The organism is Bacillus sp. JJ1566 (assembly GCF_036962685.1).
Classification (GTDB): Bacteria; Bacillota; Bacilli; order Bacillales; family Bacillaceae_L; genus Ferdinandcohnia.
The window spans coordinates 1-17,315 of record NZ_JBALOP010000061.1 but is presented as its reverse complement, the minus strand read 5'-3'; the positions used below and the strand labels follow the sequence as shown (position 1 = coordinate 17,315).

General features: G+C 37.6%; 18 protein-coding genes and 1 pseudogene. 16 read left to right on the top strand and 3 right to left on the bottom strand.

Going from position 1 to position 17,315, the window contains the following annotated elements; all coding sequences use genetic code 11:
• The first annotated feature begins 339 nt into the window (after nucleotides 1-339).
• The 3 genes from V7112_RS21300 (at nucleotide 340) to V7112_RS21290 (ending at nucleotide 2,617) form a co-directional block, all read left to right on the top strand.
• A complete protein-coding gene (locus V7112_RS21300) occupies nucleotides 340-1,122 on the top strand; it encodes an amino acid ABC transporter substrate-binding protein (RefSeq protein WP_335423543.1) in 783 nt (260 codons plus the stop codon).
• A 73-nt stretch (nucleotides 1,123-1,195) separates the two neighbouring features.
• The gene (locus tag V7112_RS21295) at nucleotides 1,196-1,855 is read left to right on the top strand and encodes an amino acid ABC transporter permease (RefSeq protein WP_335423541.1); all 660 of its coding nucleotides are present in this window, start codon (nucleotides 1,196-1,198) and stop codon (nucleotides 1,853-1,855) included.
• 15 nt (nucleotides 1,856-1,870) lie between these two features.
• Nucleotides 1,871-2,617, top strand: coding sequence for an amino acid ABC transporter ATP-binding protein (locus V7112_RS21290; protein ID WP_335423539.1), 747 nt, complete (start codon nucleotides 1,871-1,873; stop codon nucleotides 2,615-2,617).
• A 278-nt stretch (nucleotides 2,618-2,895) separates the two neighbouring features.
• Here the strand turns inward: V7112_RS21290 and V7112_RS21285 are convergent, their stop codons facing one another.
• On the bottom strand, nucleotides 2,896-4,125 hold the full coding sequence (locus V7112_RS21285) for an MFS transporter (RefSeq protein WP_335423537.1): 1,230 nt from the start codon (nucleotides 4,123-4,125) through the stop codon (nucleotides 2,896-2,898).
• Between the two features lie 105 nt (nucleotides 4,126-4,230).
• Here V7112_RS21285 and V7112_RS21280 point away from each other — a divergent pair, with 105 nt between their 5' ends.
• The 7 genes from V7112_RS21280 to phoU all read left to right on the top strand — a co-directional run bounded on the left by V7112_RS21280 (nucleotide 4,231) and on the right by phoU (nucleotide 10,696).
• Complete coding sequence (locus tag V7112_RS21280; protein WP_335423535.1) at nucleotides 4,231-5,958, top strand: ABC transporter substrate-binding protein; 1,728 nt, start codon at nucleotides 4,231-4,233, stop codon at nucleotides 5,956-5,958.
• A gap of 112 nt (nucleotides 5,959-6,070) precedes the next feature.
• Nucleotides 6,071-6,307, top strand: a complete 237-nt coding sequence (locus tag V7112_RS21275) for a hypothetical protein (RefSeq protein WP_335423533.1) — start codon at nucleotides 6,071-6,073, stop codon at nucleotides 6,305-6,307.
• Nucleotides 6,308-6,549: 242 nt separating this feature from the next.
• The gene (locus V7112_RS21270) at nucleotides 6,550-7,392 is read left to right on the top strand and encodes a phosphate ABC transporter substrate-binding protein (RefSeq protein ID WP_335423532.1); all 843 of its coding nucleotides are present in this window, start codon (nucleotides 6,550-6,552) and stop codon (nucleotides 7,390-7,392) included.
• A gap of 48 nt (nucleotides 7,393-7,440) precedes the next feature.
• The gene (gene pstC, locus V7112_RS21265) at nucleotides 7,441-8,340 is read left to right on the top strand and encodes a phosphate ABC transporter permease subunit PstC (RefSeq protein ID WP_335423529.1); all 900 of its coding nucleotides are present in this window, start codon (nucleotides 7,441-7,443) and stop codon (nucleotides 8,338-8,340) included.
• Between the two features lies 1 nt (nucleotide 8,341).
• On the top strand, nucleotides 8,342-9,166 hold the full coding sequence (pstA, locus tag V7112_RS21260) for a phosphate ABC transporter permease PstA (protein ID WP_335423527.1): 825 nt from the start codon (nucleotides 8,342-8,344) through the stop codon (nucleotides 9,164-9,166).
• 40 nt (nucleotides 9,167-9,206) lie between these two features.
• Nucleotides 9,207-9,989, top strand: a complete 783-nt coding sequence (pstB, locus tag V7112_RS21255) for a phosphate ABC transporter ATP-binding protein PstB (RefSeq protein ID WP_335423544.1) — start codon at nucleotides 9,207-9,209, stop codon at nucleotides 9,987-9,989.
• A gap of 47 nt (nucleotides 9,990-10,036) precedes the next feature.
• Nucleotides 10,037-10,696 carry a phosphate signaling complex protein PhoU gene (gene phoU, locus V7112_RS21250; RefSeq protein WP_335423526.1) on the top strand — a complete coding sequence of 220 codons (660 nt, stop codon included), beginning with the start codon at nucleotides 10,037-10,039 and terminating at the stop codon, nucleotides 10,694-10,696.
• 41 nt (nucleotides 10,697-10,737) lie between these two features.
• Here phoU and V7112_RS21245 read toward each other — a convergent pair whose 3' ends face one another.
• Complete coding sequence (locus V7112_RS21245) at nucleotides 10,738-11,805, bottom strand: metal ABC transporter solute-binding protein, Zn/Mn family (protein WP_335423524.1); 1,068 nt, start codon at nucleotides 11,803-11,805, stop codon at nucleotides 10,738-10,740.
• Nucleotides 11,806-12,149: 344 nt separating this feature from the next.
• Here V7112_RS21245 and V7112_RS21240 point away from each other — a divergent pair, with 344 nt between their 5' ends.
• The 4 genes from V7112_RS21240 (at nucleotide 12,150) to V7112_RS21225 (ending at nucleotide 15,389) form a co-directional block, all read left to right on the top strand.
• The gene (locus V7112_RS21240) at nucleotides 12,150-13,691 is read left to right on the top strand and encodes a carboxypeptidase M32 (RefSeq protein ID WP_335423522.1); all 1,542 of its coding nucleotides are present in this window, start codon (nucleotides 12,150-12,152) and stop codon (nucleotides 13,689-13,691) included.
• Between the two features lie 119 nt (nucleotides 13,692-13,810).
• Nucleotides 13,811-14,341 carry an NADPH-dependent FMN reductase gene (locus V7112_RS21235; protein ID WP_335423521.1) on the top strand — a complete coding sequence of 177 codons (531 nt, stop codon included), beginning with the start codon at nucleotides 13,811-13,813 and terminating at the stop codon, nucleotides 14,339-14,341.
• 145 nt (nucleotides 14,342-14,486) lie between these two features.
• A complete protein-coding gene (locus tag V7112_RS21230; RefSeq protein WP_335423520.1) occupies nucleotides 14,487-15,059 on the top strand; it encodes an NADPH-dependent FMN reductase in 573 nt (190 codons plus the stop codon).
• Between the two features lie 24 nt (nucleotides 15,060-15,083).
• Complete coding sequence (locus V7112_RS21225; RefSeq protein ID WP_335423519.1) at nucleotides 15,084-15,389, top strand: monooxygenase; 306 nt, start codon at nucleotides 15,084-15,086, stop codon at nucleotides 15,387-15,389.
• A gap of 29 nt (nucleotides 15,390-15,418) precedes the next feature.
• Here V7112_RS21225 and V7112_RS21220 read toward each other — a convergent pair whose 3' ends face one another.
• The gene (locus tag V7112_RS21220; RefSeq protein WP_335423518.1) at nucleotides 15,419-15,793 is read right to left on the bottom strand and encodes an SLAP domain-containing protein; all 375 of its coding nucleotides are present in this window, start codon (nucleotides 15,791-15,793) and stop codon (nucleotides 15,419-15,421) included.
• Nucleotides 15,794-16,050: 257 nt separating this feature from the next.
• Here V7112_RS21220 and V7112_RS21215 point away from each other — a divergent pair, with 257 nt between their 5' ends.
• Both V7112_RS21215 and V7112_RS21210 read left to right on the top strand, forming a co-directional pair.
• The gene (locus V7112_RS21215; protein ID WP_335423517.1) at nucleotides 16,051-16,866 is read left to right on the top strand and encodes a ZIP family metal transporter; all 816 of its coding nucleotides are present in this window, start codon (nucleotides 16,051-16,053) and stop codon (nucleotides 16,864-16,866) included.
• A gap of 129 nt (nucleotides 16,867-16,995) precedes the next feature.
• Nucleotides 16,996-17,315, top strand: a pseudogene (locus V7112_RS21210) (hypothetical protein); the annotation flags it as partial.

Genomic DNA, 17,315 nt, shown 5'->3' with positions numbered 1-17,315 from the left:
CAATTGGGGTGCAGTTCAATATTCTTAGGCTTTTTTATTATTAAAAAGGAGTTAAGAAAATCAAAGGGTGAGAGCAATTCGCTCTGCTTTTCTCGATCACAGTTCATAAAAAATCCTTTAGTATGCTAATGCACTAAAAAATTCCATTGACATGAATTCTAAGTTTATGCTAAATTTATTATCGTTAGTTCACCACTCTAATATATTAGCGAACTAAAGTGTCTGTAAACTTTGTAAACTACTATTTCATTTTTTATATGAACTATCACTGTAATAACAAAACAAATGGTACAACTCTTTAAAAAATCATTTAAATAAGTTAAAGGTGGCTATAAAACCATGAAACGTAACGTAACAATTTTTCTGTCCATTCTAACGATATTTATTATACTAGCAGGATGTTCCAATACAACTTCAAAGAACTCAGAGGATGAAAATACATTGGTAATCGGTATCGATGATAAATTTGCACCTATGGGGTTTAGAGATGAAAATAATGAAATTGTTGGATTTGATATTGACTACGCGAAAGCTGCTGCTGAAAAAATGGGCGTAGAAGTAAAATTTCAACCGATTGATTGGAAAACAAAAGAATCTGAGTTGAGTAGTGGCAGAATTGATTTAATCTGGAATGGGTATACAATTAATGAAGAACGTAAAGAAAAAGTTCTTTTTACAAAACCGTATTTGAAAAATGCACAAGTTATTGTGACATTGGCTGATTCAAATATTATGAATATAGATGATTTAGAGGGTAAGGTTGTTGGTCTTCAGTCTCTATCTTCGGCATCAGATGCTCTAGAATCTAACCCTATTAAATCAAAAATTAAAGAGGTTACAGAGTTCTCAGATAATGTTTTAGCTTTAAATGATTTAAAAGTAGGTCGTCTGGATGCTGTTGTTATTGATGAGGTTGTCATTAACTATTATTTATCCAAAGATAGCGGTACTTTTAAAGTACTTGAAGACTCCTTGGCTCCTGAAGAATACGGAGTAGGTGTAAAAAAGGGAAATGAACCCCTACTTGAGAAACTACAAAAAGCTTTAGATGAAATGAACGAAGATGGTACAGCAGCGGAAATTTCTAAAAAATGGTTTGGTGAAGATAAAGTATTAAAATAAAGTAGTTTTAACGATATTTAGGCAACAGGATTTCCTAAAGGGAATCCTGTTTGTTTTATGGAGGAATCCTATTATGTCTATTGATTATATTCTATCAATACTTTGGCCGATGTTAGAAGGGGCTAAAGCAACAATCCTTTTGTTTTTAATCTCTATTGTAGTATCAATTCCACTTGGTTTCTTACTAACATTAGCTGTAAGAAGCAATATTAAACTCCTCTCTGGGTTTGCGCATCTATACATATATGTGATGCGTGGTACACCACTATTACTACAACTATTATTTATATGTTTTGGATTACCCATGTTACCTATTGTTGGCGAGTATTTGGTACTCGACCGTTTTGTGGCTGCATCTATAGGTTTTATTTTAAACTATACTGCCTATTTTGCAGAAATCTTTCGTGGAGGTCTTTTGGCTATAGATAAAGGCCAGTATGAGGCTGCTCAAGTGCTAGGTTTGAATAAATGGCAAACTACTACTCGTGTCATTATTCCTCAAATGGTTCGTATTGCCCTTCCATCTGTAGCAAATGAATCTGTGACATTAGTAAAGGATACAGCGTTACTCTATGCGGTTGCTGTACCGGAATTGTTGCATTTTGCTCAAACGGCGGTAAACCGAGACTTTACCATTGTTCCGTTTTTTATAGCAGGTATTATTTATTTATTGATGACTTTGCTATTGACACTACTATTTAAGTTACTTGAGAGAAAATTTAAATTCGAATAAAAGGGTGTGTAGGATGTGGCAGTTATTGAAATATCCAACCTCAAAAAATCTTATGATAAGCTAGAAGTTCTTAAACAGATCACTTTTGATGTTAATAAAAATGATGTAATTGCAGTGATAGGTCCTTCCGGATCTGGAAAAAGTACAATGCTTCGAAGTCTAGTTTACCTTGAAGAAATTAATGAAGGAAGCATCAAGGTATGTGGTGAAGATCTTGTTAAAGATGGCATCTATTCGAAACCACAAAAAATCAAGCAGATCACTTCAAAGATGGGTATGGTTTTTCAGCATTTTAATCTCTTCCCTCATCTAACCGTTAAAGAAAATCTGGAAATGGCTCCTAAATTGGTTAACAAAGAGTCTTCATTAGAAATTCAAGCAAGAAGCAAAGAACTAATGGATAAAATTGGGTTGACTGAACGAGCTTCGGCATATCCAGCAAATCTTTCAGGCGGTCAAAAACAAAGAGTAGCGATAGCACGTGCTTTAATGATGAATCCGGAAATTCTATTGTTTGATGAGCCTACTTCCGCCTTGGACCCAGAATTAACTGGTGAAGTACTGCAGGTTATGAGGAAGCTTGCGGAAGAGCAAATGACGATGATTGTGGTAACGCATGAAATGGGATTTGCTAAGGAAGTTGCTAATAAAGTAATTTTTATGGATAAGGGAGAGATTGTTGAATCAGGCCATCCTAATGAAATCTTCTCCAATCCAAAGCATGAACGTACAAAAGCTTTTTTAAACCGAAATGTAAAATAGCTCCGAATAATTTTCTGGGGTGACTTTCAAGTAACAATCGGTCCATATGCTACTCAAGGTATGAACCCAGTTAGTGGTTCACTTCATTCAGCAACCTTTGAGAAATTCCCAGAAATAATTTGATGGTAGCTTTAGCGCTTGGGTTCATTGGCTAGAAAGCATCGAAGAACCTTGGAAAAGGCAAGACCCACAATAAACAAATTGTTGGAAAGAAAAATTAACTCTCTAAGCAAGGCTGCATTTGTACTTAAAATGCAGCCTTATTTTTACTATTTGACTTATATGACCGTGACCTTCTTCTCCTCTTCTTCCACATTCAATTTTGCTAGTTTAGTAAATCCAAATGGTACTAGAAGCGATACGAATCCCAACACAAAAAAGATGATCCGGATATCAACAAACTCAGCAATAATCCCCGTAAGAAATCCTGCCAACGGCAACGTACCCAGCCCTAGCATTGAGATAATTCCGTTTACTCTCCCAAAGATATAGGAGGGCACAAGTCTTTGACGCATGGTTTTAAATAACACATTGAACATAATAACGGGCGCACTTTGGATGGCGACAGCGAGCAATAACGTTTGCCAATTCCAACTGAAAGAGAGGGTGATGATGCCAAGCCCACTGATCATGATATTGTTTAACATTAAACGAATGTGATTGCCCTTGTTTCCTAGATAATTAATGATAGCAATTGCGATAATTTGGGTAACTGCCGCACCCGCATACACCCATCCAATCTCCTCAGAGGTTAACAACAATTTTTCACGAGAAAAATAGACTAACATACTTATTAATGCACCATTGGCAACATTTGCGATTAATACAAGCAGGGTAAAGGGACCTAAAAGCGAGTGCTTTAGCAAAAAGTTAGCACCTTCACGAAGCTGTTGCCATGAATTAGATTTAACCTTTGAAGGGGTTTCAACAGATAAAAATGTTAAAAATAAAACGGAAACCGCTATTGGGAAAAATGAGAACGCATCTAAGAAAAGAACATTATATACGTTTATTTTTGAGATTAAGATCCCAGCTAACATACTACCAAACAGTACTGAAGAAGTATCAATGAACTGTAGTGTTGTATTTACTTTTATTAAACTTTCTTTCTTGAACAATTGTGGGACTACTGTTGCATTTACTACAGAGAACACAGCCCCTAAACTTGCAATCAGGAAGCCTAGAAAATAAATTTGCCAAATCTGTAACACTTGTAAAATGCTTAATATTGGAATTAATGCCACCAATAAGCCCTGAAAAATAGCACATGAAAAGAGTAGTGTTCTTCTTGGTAAACGATCAGCAAGGACTCCGGCGATTGGAGATACTACAATAAAGGGCAATGTTTGAAAAAGAAACATCATTCCCATGCTTGCTGCGGATTGAGTTAATTCGTAGATGAGCCATGGGATTGCAATAATGTAAAATTTATCTCCTAATTTTGATAATGCAGTTCCGGAGAAATATAGAATCGCATTTTGTTCTCTCCAGATTGAATGTTTAAACATTGGATTCATCCTTTCCATCTTCACTTATAACTATTATGAACTATCTAAAAAGGGGGAAAAAGGGTAATATTAAGTTGAATATGTCCCCTTTTAGGAGGTGTAAGTGTGGAAGAACGTTATTTCATTTTACGCTCACATTTAGAGCATTTTAAAAAAGGTAAGGACTACAATTTAAAACTTGAAGATGTTGATGCCATTTGGTGTTGTTCTAGAAAAAATACAAAACGGATAATCCGGCAGCTAGAGGATAAAAAGCGTTTAATGTATCAACCAGGTAGAGGAAGAGGAAATGTTTCTAAGGTTAGTTATTTTACTTCCTTTCAAGAAGAGATTGAGACCTTTATTGATGATTGTCTAAAAAAGGGTAAGCTTGAAAAAGTCGCAGAAATACTCCGCCTTCCTATACCAAAGTCTTGGGTTGTGAATTTCTCAAATGATATTAGGAATATGCTGGGGATTAAACATGACCAAGCAGAGTTGAAAGATGTATTATATGCATTTAAGGCAAGAGACATTAGGTCATTGGATCCATTACGTGTTTCCTTAGCTTTAGAAACACATCTTTTAGAGTATTTAGGCGACACACTCATCCGATACGACAAAGATGAGGATTGCTTTATACCACATATTGCTCACCATTTCGATGTTGACAGTTCGGGTAGGGTTTGGACGTTCTATTTGCGGAAGGGTGTATTTTTTCATAACGATGGCTATGTTACGAGTACTGATGTAGCTTACACGATTGAACGATTCAAGAATGAGTCTCCCTCTAATTCATGGCTTGTTCGAAATATACGAAAAGTGGAATGTCCTCACCCCCAGAAGGTTGAAATCCATCTTGATGAACCCAATCCGTTCCTTTTACGATATCTTTCTGCTCCACTATTTTGTATTTTACCTGCAAGTGTTCATTTTGATGAATTCGAGTGGGTTGGTACGGGTCCATTTATATTGAAGGAAAGAACGGATGTAAAGCTAGTGTTACAAGCAAACGATTTCTATTTCAAAGAACGTCCATTAATAGACGAAATTCAGTTCTTCCATGTTTCAAATGAAACCGCCAAAATGCTCTATCTTTCCAGTGAGGAAGATATGTCTCAGGTAAAACAACACCTGCATAAAATTAAGAATTCAGGAGTGCAGCTGCTTTCTTTTAACCTAAATCGCAAAAATATTATCCAACAGCATACTTTCAGGGAAGCCGTTTTCCATTTATTTGACGTGCAAAACATGGCAGTCGACTTAGGAATGGATGTGGTAGGGGCAAGTAGCCTGGATATAGAGCGCTCAAAATCAGTATTAAAGTCATCAAACAAAATTCAAAAACTCCTGCAATTATCTGGCTATGGAGGAGAAAATCTGAACCTCTATTGCTTCGATCACGAACGCGCACGAAAAGAAGCCGAGTGGTTAAAAAGTGAAGCAAGTAAATATGGTGTTTCAATGACAATCCATCCAACTTCATACACTGAGATTTTAAAAGAGGGAATTGAGGATGAAATTGATATCTTAATCATGGGTTTGTCGCTCTCTTTTGATAAACACCTAGCATTCTCCTACGCTTTTATGAATACATCATTACTAATTAATAGGCTATTTTCCAAGGAAATTGAGGAATATGTACATAGAAAGATCAGAATGTTTGAGCTCGAAGGTGATAGTATAAAGAGGACAATAATAATGGAAGAAATCGAACATTACCTACAAACTGAACTTGCAATGTTTTATTTATATCATCCTATTTTAACTAGAAATCTAGACTCTACTATAAGAGATGTTGAATCACATTCCTTTGGACATATAGACTATACAAAAGTGTGGATACCAAGTTAGGGACAGGGGGTGTACACATGCCCATTTTTTTCTTGGCACCTCCACGAATAGGGACACATACACTATTGTGCAACCTACTCGAGGAGGAGAGACAATATGGAAAGACAACTATTTGGAATTTATGGTGGATCCCCTGGTCTACAAGTACAGCCTTATTTTCCGGGACAAGGTTACCATCATGGCCACGGCGGATATTTTCCAGGTCATGGGTATCACCATGGCCACGGCGGATATTTTCCAGGTCATGGGTATCATCACGGTCATGGAGGATTTTATCCAGGTCATGGGTATCACCACGGTCATGGCTATCACCACGGCCATAGCGGCTACTATCCCGGACCTGGCATGACTCACAGATAATTAAAAAGAAGGAAAATGTTAAAAATACCACGGTCGTCGGACTGTGGTATTTTTCGTTTGTTCGGGATGAAAGGTGATTACAATTGTTTGTTCAAATGATAATCTTTACAGAAATTTAAAAGCGCATTCATAAAATTTACAAAACCTTTACAAAAGGTTCAATGAATCTTTACATACAGCGTTTATTCTTTACATGTCGAATAAAATCGATTACCTTGGAGGTTTTAAAAAATGTCGTTAAAAAGAAGGACAATACTAGGATTAGTAGTGCTATTCTTAACAGCCATCTTATCAGCTTGTGGAAATAGTAATACGGAAGGCGAAGAGTCGTCAAATGTAGGTTCGGCTACTGTTTCTGTATCGGGATCCACCTCAGTAGGCCCGTTAGCTGAAAAGATTGCAGAAAAGTTTCAAGAGGCAAGTAATGTAAAAGTTGAAATAAATCAAATTGGATCATCAGCAGGAATTCAAAATGCGATAAACGGAGTATCGGAAATTGGAATGTCCTCCCGTGATTTAAAAGAAGAAGAAATTGCAAGTGGGCTCACAGAGACCATCATTGCTTACGATGGAATTGTTGTTGTGACACACCCTACCAACAAGGTAAAAAACCTTACAATGGAACAAGTGAAATCCATTTTTACTGGTGAGGTTACTAATTGGAAAGAGCTGGGTGGCGACGACATGGAAATTGTTGTTGTTTCTAGGGAAGATGGCTCCGGATCACGAGATGCCTTTCAAGAAATCGTTGGGTATTCTTCAGGTGAATTAGTAAGAAGTGCAATCATTGCGAGTGGTAACGGAAATATAAAAACGACGGTTGCAGGGAATAAACATGCGGTTGGTTTTATTTCATTTGAATATATTGATTCCTCCATTTCGACAATCGATATAAATGGAGTCGAGGCTACAGCTGAGAATGTGCTGCAGCAAAAATATAGCTTGTCTCGTCCATTTTTATTTGTACACAAAGAGGATCAAATATCTGATGCTGGAAAGCAATATATCGACTATATTTTGAGCCCGGATGGACAAGCAATTGTTGCTGAAACAGGAGCTATTCCTATTAAATAACTGCACGAAAAAAACTATTAAGTGAAAAAGAGTTTTGGGGGAATACGTATGTCAAGGCAGCCTGAAGAGGTAAATCGTTCAAATAAGCGGAAGTACTTGTTAGAGAAGCTGTCATCAAGATTGTTTCAGTTTTGTGCACTTCTTTCAGTAATCAGCTTATTATTAATCGTAGGATTTGTATTTTATAAGGGATCACTCCCGTTTTTAATAGAAGGCTATAGCTTTTTTGACTTTATCTTTGGAGTCGATTGGGTTCCGAGTGAAGATAAATTTGGCATTTTGCCGATGATTGTAGCATCCATTTATGCGACAATTGGTGCCTTGGTAATTGGGGTGCCTATTGGTTTATTTACAGCCATTTTCTTAGCTGAAATAGCACCAAAAAGCGTAGCGAGGATCATTTCGCCAGCTGTACAGCTATTGGCTGGAATCCCTTCTGTTTTATATGGTGTATTTGGGCTTGCACTTATCGTCCCGTTTTTACAAAATCAATTAAACCTAGTAAAAGGACAAAGCTTGATCGCGGTTATTCTTGTATTAGCAATCATGATGCTTCCGACCATTGTGACAGTTGCTGAAACAGCCATTCGTGCTGTCCCGAAAGCATACCGTGAAGGTTCATTGGCGCTAGGTACTTCTGAAATAGAGACAATCTTTAAAGTTGTTGTCCCATCTGCTAGGTCAGGAATTATGGCGGCTATTGTTTTAGGATTAGGTCGAGCAATTGGGGAAACCATGGCGGTTATCTTAGTAGCAGGAAACAGCCTTATCTTACCAACAAGCCTAACAGATAGCGTGCGTCCGTTAACAACAAATATTGCGTTAGAAATGGGATATGCATTCGGTACTCACCAAGAGATGTTATTTGCTACTGGTATTGTGTTGTTCTCGTTTATTTTAATCTTAAATTTTGTATTGGCAAGAATCAGTGCGAAGGGTGGTAAGTGAGTTGAGAAAGTTTAAAGATCATTTGTACCGCGGATTTCTTTGGGGAGCGGCTTTCTTAACTGTTGCCATTCTCGTCATGATCGTTGGTTATATCTTTTTTAAGGGATATCGATTAATCAGCTTTGATTTTATCTTTGGTGACTATTCCCCTGCTGGTGGCGGTGGAATTTGGCCGATGGTAATCACAACTATTTATACCATTGTCATCTCACTAATTATCGCAACTCCTATTGGAATTTTTGCAGCCGTTTATTTGCAAGAGTATGCAAAACAAGGGCGCTTAGTAAATCTCATTCGTTTTGCAACTGAAAGCTTAACAGGGATTCCGTCGATTATTTATGGATTATTTGGAGCCGTGTTCTTTGTGACAACGTTAAAAATGGGTATGTCGATCATCGCTGCTTCCTTAACATTAACCATTATCGTATTACCTGTTATCATCCGAACTACAGAGGAATCGCTAAAAACAGTGCCCGACTCCTATCGTGAGGGGTCACTAGCATTGGGAACAACCAAGCTTCAAACGTTAATTAAAGTCATTTTACCAAGTGCCATGCCTGGTATCCTATCTGGAATTATCCTATCGATTGGAAGAATCGTTGGTGAGTCTGCTGCGATCTTTTTAACAGCAGGAACGGTTGCTGCAATGCCTTCGAGTATCTTCTCATCAGCACGAACATTAACGGTTCATTCATTCTTAGTTACACAGGAGTCAGGTGACATTGAATTAGCTTCGGCAGTTGGAATTGTCTTAATCGTGATTATTCTAGCGTTGAACCTAATGGCAACATTTATCTCGAAAAAATTAAATAAAGCGGACTATTAAAAGAGGTGTTGACATGAGTACAAAAGGGATTAAAGTGAAGATGAATAATTCACCGTTAAAGCAATCAAATAAAGAAGTCAAAATCAGTGTTCATGATTTAAATTTATTTTATGGGGAAAAACAAGCACTGTACTCCATTTCACTTGATATACTTGCCAATGAGGTTACGGCTCTTATTGGTCCATCTGGATGCGGTAAATCAACGTTCCTACGAACATTAAACCGCATGAATGATTTGATTGATAGCGTAAAAATTAGTGGCAATATTACGATTGACAATGAGGATATATATAAAACGACTGATGTGATAAAATTAAGAACAAAGGTTGGAATGGTTTTTCAAAAGGCAAATCTATTTCCGATGAGTATTTATGACAATGTCGCCTATGGTCCAAGAATGCAAGGAATTAAAAATAAAAAAGAGCTAAATGAAATTGTTGAAAGTAGCTTACGTGGTGCGGCAATCTGGGATGAAGTAAAGGATCGTCTTAAAACATCGGCACTTGGCCTTTCTGGTGGTCAGCAGCAACGTGTGTGTATCGCACGTGCAATTGCGATGAAACCGGATATTATCCTAATGGATGAGCCTACCTCCGCATTGGACCCTATCTCTACGTTAAAAGTGGAAGAATTAATTGAAAACATGAAGAAGGATTACACGATTGTGATTGTGACCCATAACATGCAGCAAGCAGCGAGGGTCTCGGATAAAACGGCATTTTTCTTAAGTGGGGAAGTCGTCGAATTTGATGAAACCAATAAAATCTTTTCGGTGCCAAGCGATCAAAGAACGGAAGATTATATTACAGGCAGATTCGGATAATGGGACAGGGGACCTGTCCCCATGTCCCAAAATTGGAGGGTGAATATATGGTTGTTCGTGGAAATTTCGAGAATAGTTTGCAGGATCTGCAAGCGAAAATGAAAACAATGAGCGATTTAGCTGCTGCATCACTTGAAAAATCGTTTGAAGCCTTAAAGACAAAAGATGTGGAATTAGCTTTAAAGGTTATTGATGAAGATGAGGTAGTGGATGATCTTGATACCGAAATTAATCATTTTATCATATGGCTTTTAGCGAAAGAACAACCTGTGGCTCGAGACTTACGTAAAATCATTGGAGCTTTAAAAATCAGTTCAGAAATTGAGCGAATTGCGGATTTTGGAGTGAATATTGCAAAATCAACAATCAAAATAGGGAATGCCGATTCATTAGTGAATATCTCCATTCTTGAAAAAATGAAGGATCTCTCCATTAAGATGCTTCAAAAGGGATTAGATTCATTTTTAAATGGAGACATCGCGCTAGCCAAAGAAGTTGGTGAATTGGACGATGAGGTTGATCAATTCAGTGGTGATGCCTATAAGTTAATGACAGGCTATTTAAAAGATCACCCTGAGGAAACCGAACACATGGTACAATTATTATTGATTAATCGCTATCTTGAACGAACAGCAGACCATATTACCAACATTGCCGAAAGTGCAGCCTATTTAATTAAAGGCCAAATGTATGATTTGAACTCATAAGATAAGGGAAAGCATAGGTTTTGAAGACCTATGCTTTCTTTTTAATTTAAAGCCTTCCTCAATGTATCAAGATTTTGCTTCATAATACTAAAATAGTCAGCGCCATTGGCGTCGTCTGCTGCAGTAATTGATTCAAGATTATGAAGGGTTAAGCTTTCCGCGTTTAGTTCATTTTTTACCACTTCTGCTGCTTTGGATGATAGATTCTGATCAAATATGACAAACTTAATGTTATATTTATTAGCTGTATTGATAATATTTTTTAGTGCTTTTTGAGTTGGCTCATTACTCGGTGATAGACCGGAAACACTAAGCTGTTGAATGCCATATCTCGATTCCCAGTACCCATACGCTGAATGTGAAACTAATATTTTCTTTTTAGGAGACTGATTAACGAGATCCTGGAAATCTTTGTCTAATTCTAGCAAGCTAGCACGTAATTCTTTAAAGTTTCTTTCAAAATCATCCTTTGCCTCTGGTTTTAATTGTTCAAGGGTATGAAGAACATTTTCTGCTAATTCAATTGATAATACGGGATCTAACCAAACATGTGGGTCAACGTCGCCATGATGATGGTGTTCTTCATGCTCGTTATGACTACTGTGTTCTGTTTCTGACTCATCCTCATGGGCATCGTGACTATGACTTTCATTGGAATGATCTTCTTGACGCTCTGCTTCATCCTCATCCTCATCATAATGAGGTTCTTCACGCTCCGCTTTCGCTAACTTCATACCTTCTGTTGTCTTCACTAGTTGTACTTTTTCGTTATTCATAGCTTTACTGGCTGCCGTAATAAATCCTTCCACACCGGCGCCTATATATAAAAGTGCATCTGCTTCAGCAATCTCTACCATTGTTTTTGTAGTAGGTTCAAATGTGTGAGCATCAGCTCCAATCGGAAATACACTTTTGACCTCTACGTGTTCTCCACCAATTTTTTCTGTAAAGTCCTGTAATGGATATACCGTAGTAAAAATTTTTAGACGCTCTGAAGGGGTGGTCGTCTCGTTGACCTCATTTGTGTTTATTTTCTTCTCCGCGTTGCATCCAAATAAAAGCGTGCTTGTTAATAAAAATAATATTGCAAATAGATATTTCGTTTTCATAATTCTTCCTTTCAATCATAATCATTCCGATTTAGTGGATATAGTTAAAATGCATATCGTAATCATTCCGATTATGTTACTAAAAAAAGAAACAACCAAAACTTATAAGGATGTTTTATGCTTCTGGATTTTAATATAAATCGTAATGGTTTCGTTTTACTTAAACCATAATATATTATAAAATTCAATTTTACAAGAGAAAATTTTCATAAATGAAAGTAGTAATTTAATTTAAGGGAAAATTTTTTCGTTTCTCGAAGGATTTTTCTGCTTTATTATTGTTAATTTTTAGAATTTAATTATAATAAAGCTTAAAAGTGATGTAATTCTCGAGGGGGAAGAGTATGTCAATTACACAAGGATTAAACACGGAACTTCAAGAGAAGGTCAACCAATTTAAAGAATTAGATCAAAAAATCACGCATCTCAACAGTGTGTTAGCTCTTGCAGGTTGGGATCAAAAAGTAATGGCACCGAAAAAAGGACGTTCTTTATTTGCCAATTCGATTGGAACATTATCTACGGAAATCTTTAAATTATCGATTTCTAAAGAAATGGGTGAGCTGCTCGAGACATTAAGAGCAGAAGATGTATATCCCCAATTAGATGATGTAACTATGGCAACTGTACGTGAACGAAATAACTTCTACCAACAATCAAAAAGCATTCCATCAGAATTATACAATGAATATATCGTGTTAACCTCGAATGCAAACGATGCATGGGAAGAAGCGAGAGAAACCAATAATTTTGAGATTTATCTTCCATATCTTGAACGAATTGTTGAGATTAAAAAGCAATTTGCTGAGTATTATGGGTATGAAGGCCATCCTTATAATGCTTTATTAAATGAATTTGAGCCTGGATTGACTGTGGAAAAGCTGGACCCACTTTTTGCTGAATTGCGAAGAAGCAGTATCGATATACTAAAACGAATCAAGCTCTCATCCTCTAAACCAAACGGCGAGATTTTTGAAAAGCTTTACGATGCTAATACTCAGAAAGAGTTTAACCAATTACTACTCCCAAGAATCGGGTTTGACATGAATGCTGGACGACTTGATGAGACCGTGCATCCATTTGCTCAAACGATCAATACGGGCGATGTTCGAATTACAACTCGTTATCTTGAGGAAAATGTTCGTTCAGCGATCTTTGGTACAATCCATGAAGCAGGACATGGTATTTATGAGCAAAATATTAACCCTGAATTAGAAGGGACCTCCATCTGCGGTGGAACTTCATTTGGGATTCATGAATCACAATCAAGATTTTTAGAGAATATGGTTGGTCGCAGTGAAGAGTTTTGGAGCTTCTTTTATCAAGACCTACAAAATCATTTCCCTGTCCAATTAGGAAATCTAGATGTAAAAGATTTTTATCGTGCAATTAATATTGTGGAACCTTCTTATATTCGTGTGGAGGCAGATGAATTAACTTACAATTTACATATCATGCTACGTTATGAAATTGAAAAAGGCCTTATCAGTGGAGATATTGCGGTTAAGGACCTTCCAGCTGTATGGAATGAAAAGATGGAAGACTATTTGGGGATTGTACCTCCTACTGACACATTAGGTGTACTTCAAGATGTCCATTGGTCATTTGGTGGCTTAGGCTACTTCCCATCTTACTCACTAGGAAACTTATACGCAGCACAAATTTTGAATACGATTAAAAGGGAATTACCTGACTTCTATAGCCATATTGAAAAAGGAGAATTTAAGGTCATTCAAAATTGGCTAAAGGATAAAATACACCAATACGGCGGTATTTTTACTCCTGATGAGTTAATCAAGAAAGTCACCGGTGAAGGCTTAAATGCTACTTATCTCGTAAATTATTTAGAAGAAAAATATGCAAAGGTATATGAACTAAATAAATAAAGTTTGGATAGGAAATACCACGGTCGTTGGACGGTGGTATTTTTGTTTAGAGTCTATAATAAATGAGCAATTTTAAGTAAACGCTAAGCCTTGGAGTCCAATTTTAGGAGGTTAGCGTTATGAAACTGGTTGGTATATCAGGTTCACTTATTGGTGCAAAAACATCGAAAGCTGTCTATGAAGTTTTAGCGGCTGTAAAATCACATGATTTCTCCGTACAAATCGAATTAATTGATCTCAAGGATTTCGAAATTGAATTTGTGAACGGAAGCCCATTAAGCTTTTACAATGATGATACGATTAATGTGGTAAATAAAATGCTAGAGGCAGATATGCTCGTCTTTGGAACACCGATTTATCAGGCGTCAATTTCGGGTGTGCTAAAAAATCTGTTAGACTTTTTTCCAGTTGATTCCTTCAAAAATAAAGTGACGGGTATGATTGCTACTGGTGGCACGGAAAAGCACTTTCTTGTTTCGGAATATCACCTGAAGCCAATCCTTTCATATCTAAAGGGCACAGTACCTGTTCACACCGTTTTTGTACATAATGATGAATTTGATGATGACAATGAAATTACGAACCAAGGACTTAAAAAACGAATACACGCATTGGCTGAGGAAATGATTGCGCTTCAAAAAAGTTTGTAATGGGACAGAGGGCTCTCGTCCCACGAATTTTTAGACACTTTTTAAGAAGTGTTGGATAAGCAACAAATCCAATTTACTGTTGGTGTCCTCCTGTTTCTTCACTTGTTATAGTAAAGATACAACATAAACATTAGGAGGAATTAACATGATTAAAATCGGTATTATTACAGGGAGCACAAGGGATTCACGAGTTAATCGACAAGTCGCGGAATGGGTGAAATCAATCGCGGACAAGAGAACGGATGCAGAATTTGAATTAGTAGATATTAAAGATTATAATCTGCCAAAGTTTAATGAGCCGATTCCGGCAATCATGTCACAGGATTATCAAGCACCAGAGGCGCATGTTTGGTCTGAAAAAATTAGCAGTCTTGATGGATTTATTTTTGTCACACCAGAGTACAATAAGGCTGTGACGTCTGGATTAAAGGATGCAATTGATTATTTATACGTTGAATGGAATCATAAAGCAGCGGGGATTGTGAGTTATGGATCGACTTTAGGTGTTACTGCAGCAAATAATTTACGCCTTATTTTAACGGTGCCAAAGGTAGCAACTGTAGGACCTTCAGTAGCGATGAGCTTATTCACAGATTTCCAAGATATGAGTAAATTCAACCCAGCACCTTTCCATGAGGATTCCTTAAATAATACATTAGACGATGTTGTTGCGTGGTCGACTGCGTTGAAAGGAATTAGACAAGGCGTTTTAGTATAAAGATTTAAAAAAGGAGAAATAGATATGTCATACGTATTACAAGTGGATTTTAAAATGGATGGACCATTTGGAGAAGAGATGGCTACTGCGTTTACGGACTTGGCGAAAAGTATTAATGAGGAGCCAGGCTTCATCTGGAAAATCTGGACAGAAAATCCTGAAGCAAAAGAGGCGGGAGGGATTTATTTGTTCGAGACAAAAGATAGCGCAGAAAAATATCTCGACATGCATACGAAACGATTAGGTGGCTTTGGGATAAATGATGTAAACGGAAAAATCTTTGCCATCAATTCAAAACTGACTGAGATCACAAAAGGTCCGGTAAGCTAAAAAAAAGAGAAGTAGATTCGTAAAAGAGTCTACTTCTCTTTTTTTAGTCGTAATATAGCGGAATCTGGAACCTCAAGACCAGCAGTGAAAATAAACGTCCACGGCATGCTAGTTTCAGGTGGTACCTGGAAAGCGGGAAGGGTAAATGTATGCTCCGCTAACAGGGTATTTCCAGCCCAAATTTGCAACGGTATATTTTCGAAAACTAAATTTTGCTCGGTTCTATTATGTACAATCGCTGTTACCAGCCGTTCGTTTTTATGATTAACCGCAATTCGGACGGTAGTGAAAGTAATTCCCGAATCTAGTTTAGTAACTACCTCATGAAAAATATGTTCGATTACTTCGCGGTCCTTCTGTGAAATCGTCCGATCCCAAGCGTCTTCAAAAACTAACTTTTGCATGTTTTCACCTCTTGTACCTATGATTATAGCAGAGTGATTTCTTTTCAAAAACAGTAGATGCTAGATACAGGGCTAAATGGCTTTGTCCGATATATTCAGATTTAGGGTCGATATAAACCGAGTTTGGAGCGATATATTTCAATCTTGGTTCGATATATCGCTAATTTCAACCGATATCCCAACAACCTAATCCATAATTAGCCCAAGTTTTGGATATCCTAACTGTAATTTAGTTCGAATTAAAGGAGTTCTTTGGAATGATTGCATTTTTCGAGAATTTACATCCGGTTATGCAGGCGTTACTTGCGACTTTATTTACATGGGGGATGACGGCGTTGGGAGCAACTCTCGTTTTTGCGACGAAGACCATCAATCAGCGCCTTTTAGATAGTATGCTGGGATTTGCTGGGGGTGTGATGATTGCCGCTAGCTATTGGTCGCTTTTGGGACCGGCGATTGAGATGTCAAGCAATCACAAAATCGGTGCTTGGTTTCCTGCAGCATTCGGATTCTTATTAGGTGGCATTTTTCTATGGGGAATTGATAAGGTGTTACCTCATCTTCACCCTAATGCACCAATCAATGATGCGGAAGGACTTAATCCGAAAGGTCAAAAAAGAAGTACACTACTCGTGCTAGCGATTACGCTTCATAATATCCCTGAGGGGCTGGCAGTCGGAATTGCGTTTGGTGCAATTGCTAATGGTGGCACGGAAGCTTCTTTAGCGGGTGCGCTGACATTGGCGCTTGGAATCGGCATTCAAAATTTTCCTGAAGGTGTTGCGGTTTCGATGCCGTTAAGAGGCGATGGCATGTCGCGTGGAAAAAGCTTTTTCTACGGGCAATTTTCAGGGATGGTCGAACCAATCGCTGCTGTTATCGGGGCATTTGCCGTATCTTTCATTGAACCGATGCTTCCATATGCACTTAGCTTTGCGGCGGGTGCGATGATCTTTGTTGTTGCGGAAGAGGTTATTCCAAGCTCCCAGGAAAAAGGAAATAAGGACCTCGCCTCCATGAGTTTAATGATTGGCTTTGTAGTGATGATGATTCTTGATGTGGCATTAGGCTAGAATATCTTCAAAAACTGTAGCTTCCAAATCTAAGAATCGTGCAAAACTGCCCGGTTCTTTTTGGATTAATATGCATGATTTCCCTGTATATGTAGAAAACTAAACCATCATATTTTAGGTGGTTTTCGTATGTCATTTTTTAAAAATAGGTGGGAAAATCAACAGAAACAACCTAAGCCTCAAGAGAAATCAAGAAACAGTGAAAATCAGCAACAACAATCCCAGTCCCAAGGGAATTCCGGAACCAGTGAAAATCAGCAGCAACAAAAAATCATGCCTATAGAGAATTCCGGATCCAGTGGAAATCAGCAGCAACAACAATTCCAACAACAGCAGCAAGGGAACCAAGGGTCCAATGGTCTACTACATCCTTTTCTACAAGCTTTTTTCCGCGGCGAGTCTATGGGGAACTCAGGATCCAGTGGAAATCAACAGCAACAACAATCCCC

Bases quoted from the DNA above. Each gene is read 5' to 3' on its own strand.
- V7112_RS21215 (WP_335423517.1), top strand. From the start codon at position 16,051: ATGATTGCATTTTTCGAGAATTTACATCCGGTTATGCAGGCGTTACTT.
- V7112_RS21225 (WP_335423519.1), top strand. From the start codon at position 15,084: ATGTCATACGTATTACAAGTGGATTTTAAAATGGATGGACCATTTGGA.
- V7112_RS21270 (WP_335423532.1), top strand. From the start codon at position 6,550: ATGTCGTTAAAAAGAAGGACAATACTAGGATTAGTAGTGCTATTCTTA.
- V7112_RS21295 (WP_335423541.1), top strand. From the start codon at position 1,196: ATGTCTATTGATTATATTCTATCAATACTTTGGCCGATGTTAGAAGGG.
- V7112_RS21245 (WP_335423524.1), bottom strand. From the start codon at position 11,805: ATGAAAACGAAATATCTATTTGCAATATTATTTTTATTAACAAGCACG.
- V7112_RS21220 (WP_335423518.1), bottom strand. From the start codon at position 15,793: ATGCAAAAGTTAGTTTTTGAAGACGCTTGGGATCGGACGATTTCACAG.
- phoU (WP_335423526.1), top strand. From the start codon at position 10,037: ATGGTTGTTCGTGGAAATTTCGAGAATAGTTTGCAGGATCTGCAAGCG.
- V7112_RS21285 (WP_335423537.1), bottom strand. From the start codon at position 4,125: ATGTTTAAACATTCAATCTGGAGAGAACAAAATGCGATTCTATATTTC.
- V7112_RS21230 (WP_335423520.1), top strand. From the start codon at position 14,487: ATGATTAAAATCGGTATTATTACAGGGAGCACAAGGGATTCACGAGTT.
- pstC (WP_335423529.1), top strand. From the start codon at position 7,441: ATGTCAAGGCAGCCTGAAGAGGTAAATCGTTCAAATAAGCGGAAGTAC.
- V7112_RS21240 (WP_335423522.1), top strand. From the start codon at position 12,150: ATGTCAATTACACAAGGATTAAACACGGAACTTCAAGAGAAGGTCAAC.
- V7112_RS21300 (WP_335423543.1), top strand. From the start codon at position 340: ATGAAACGTAACGTAACAATTTTTCTGTCCATTCTAACGATATTTATT.
- pstB (WP_335423544.1), top strand. From the start codon at position 9,207: ATGAATAATTCACCGTTAAAGCAATCAAATAAAGAAGTCAAAATCAGT.
- V7112_RS21235 (WP_335423521.1), top strand. From the start codon at position 13,811: ATGAAACTGGTTGGTATATCAGGTTCACTTATTGGTGCAAAAACATCG.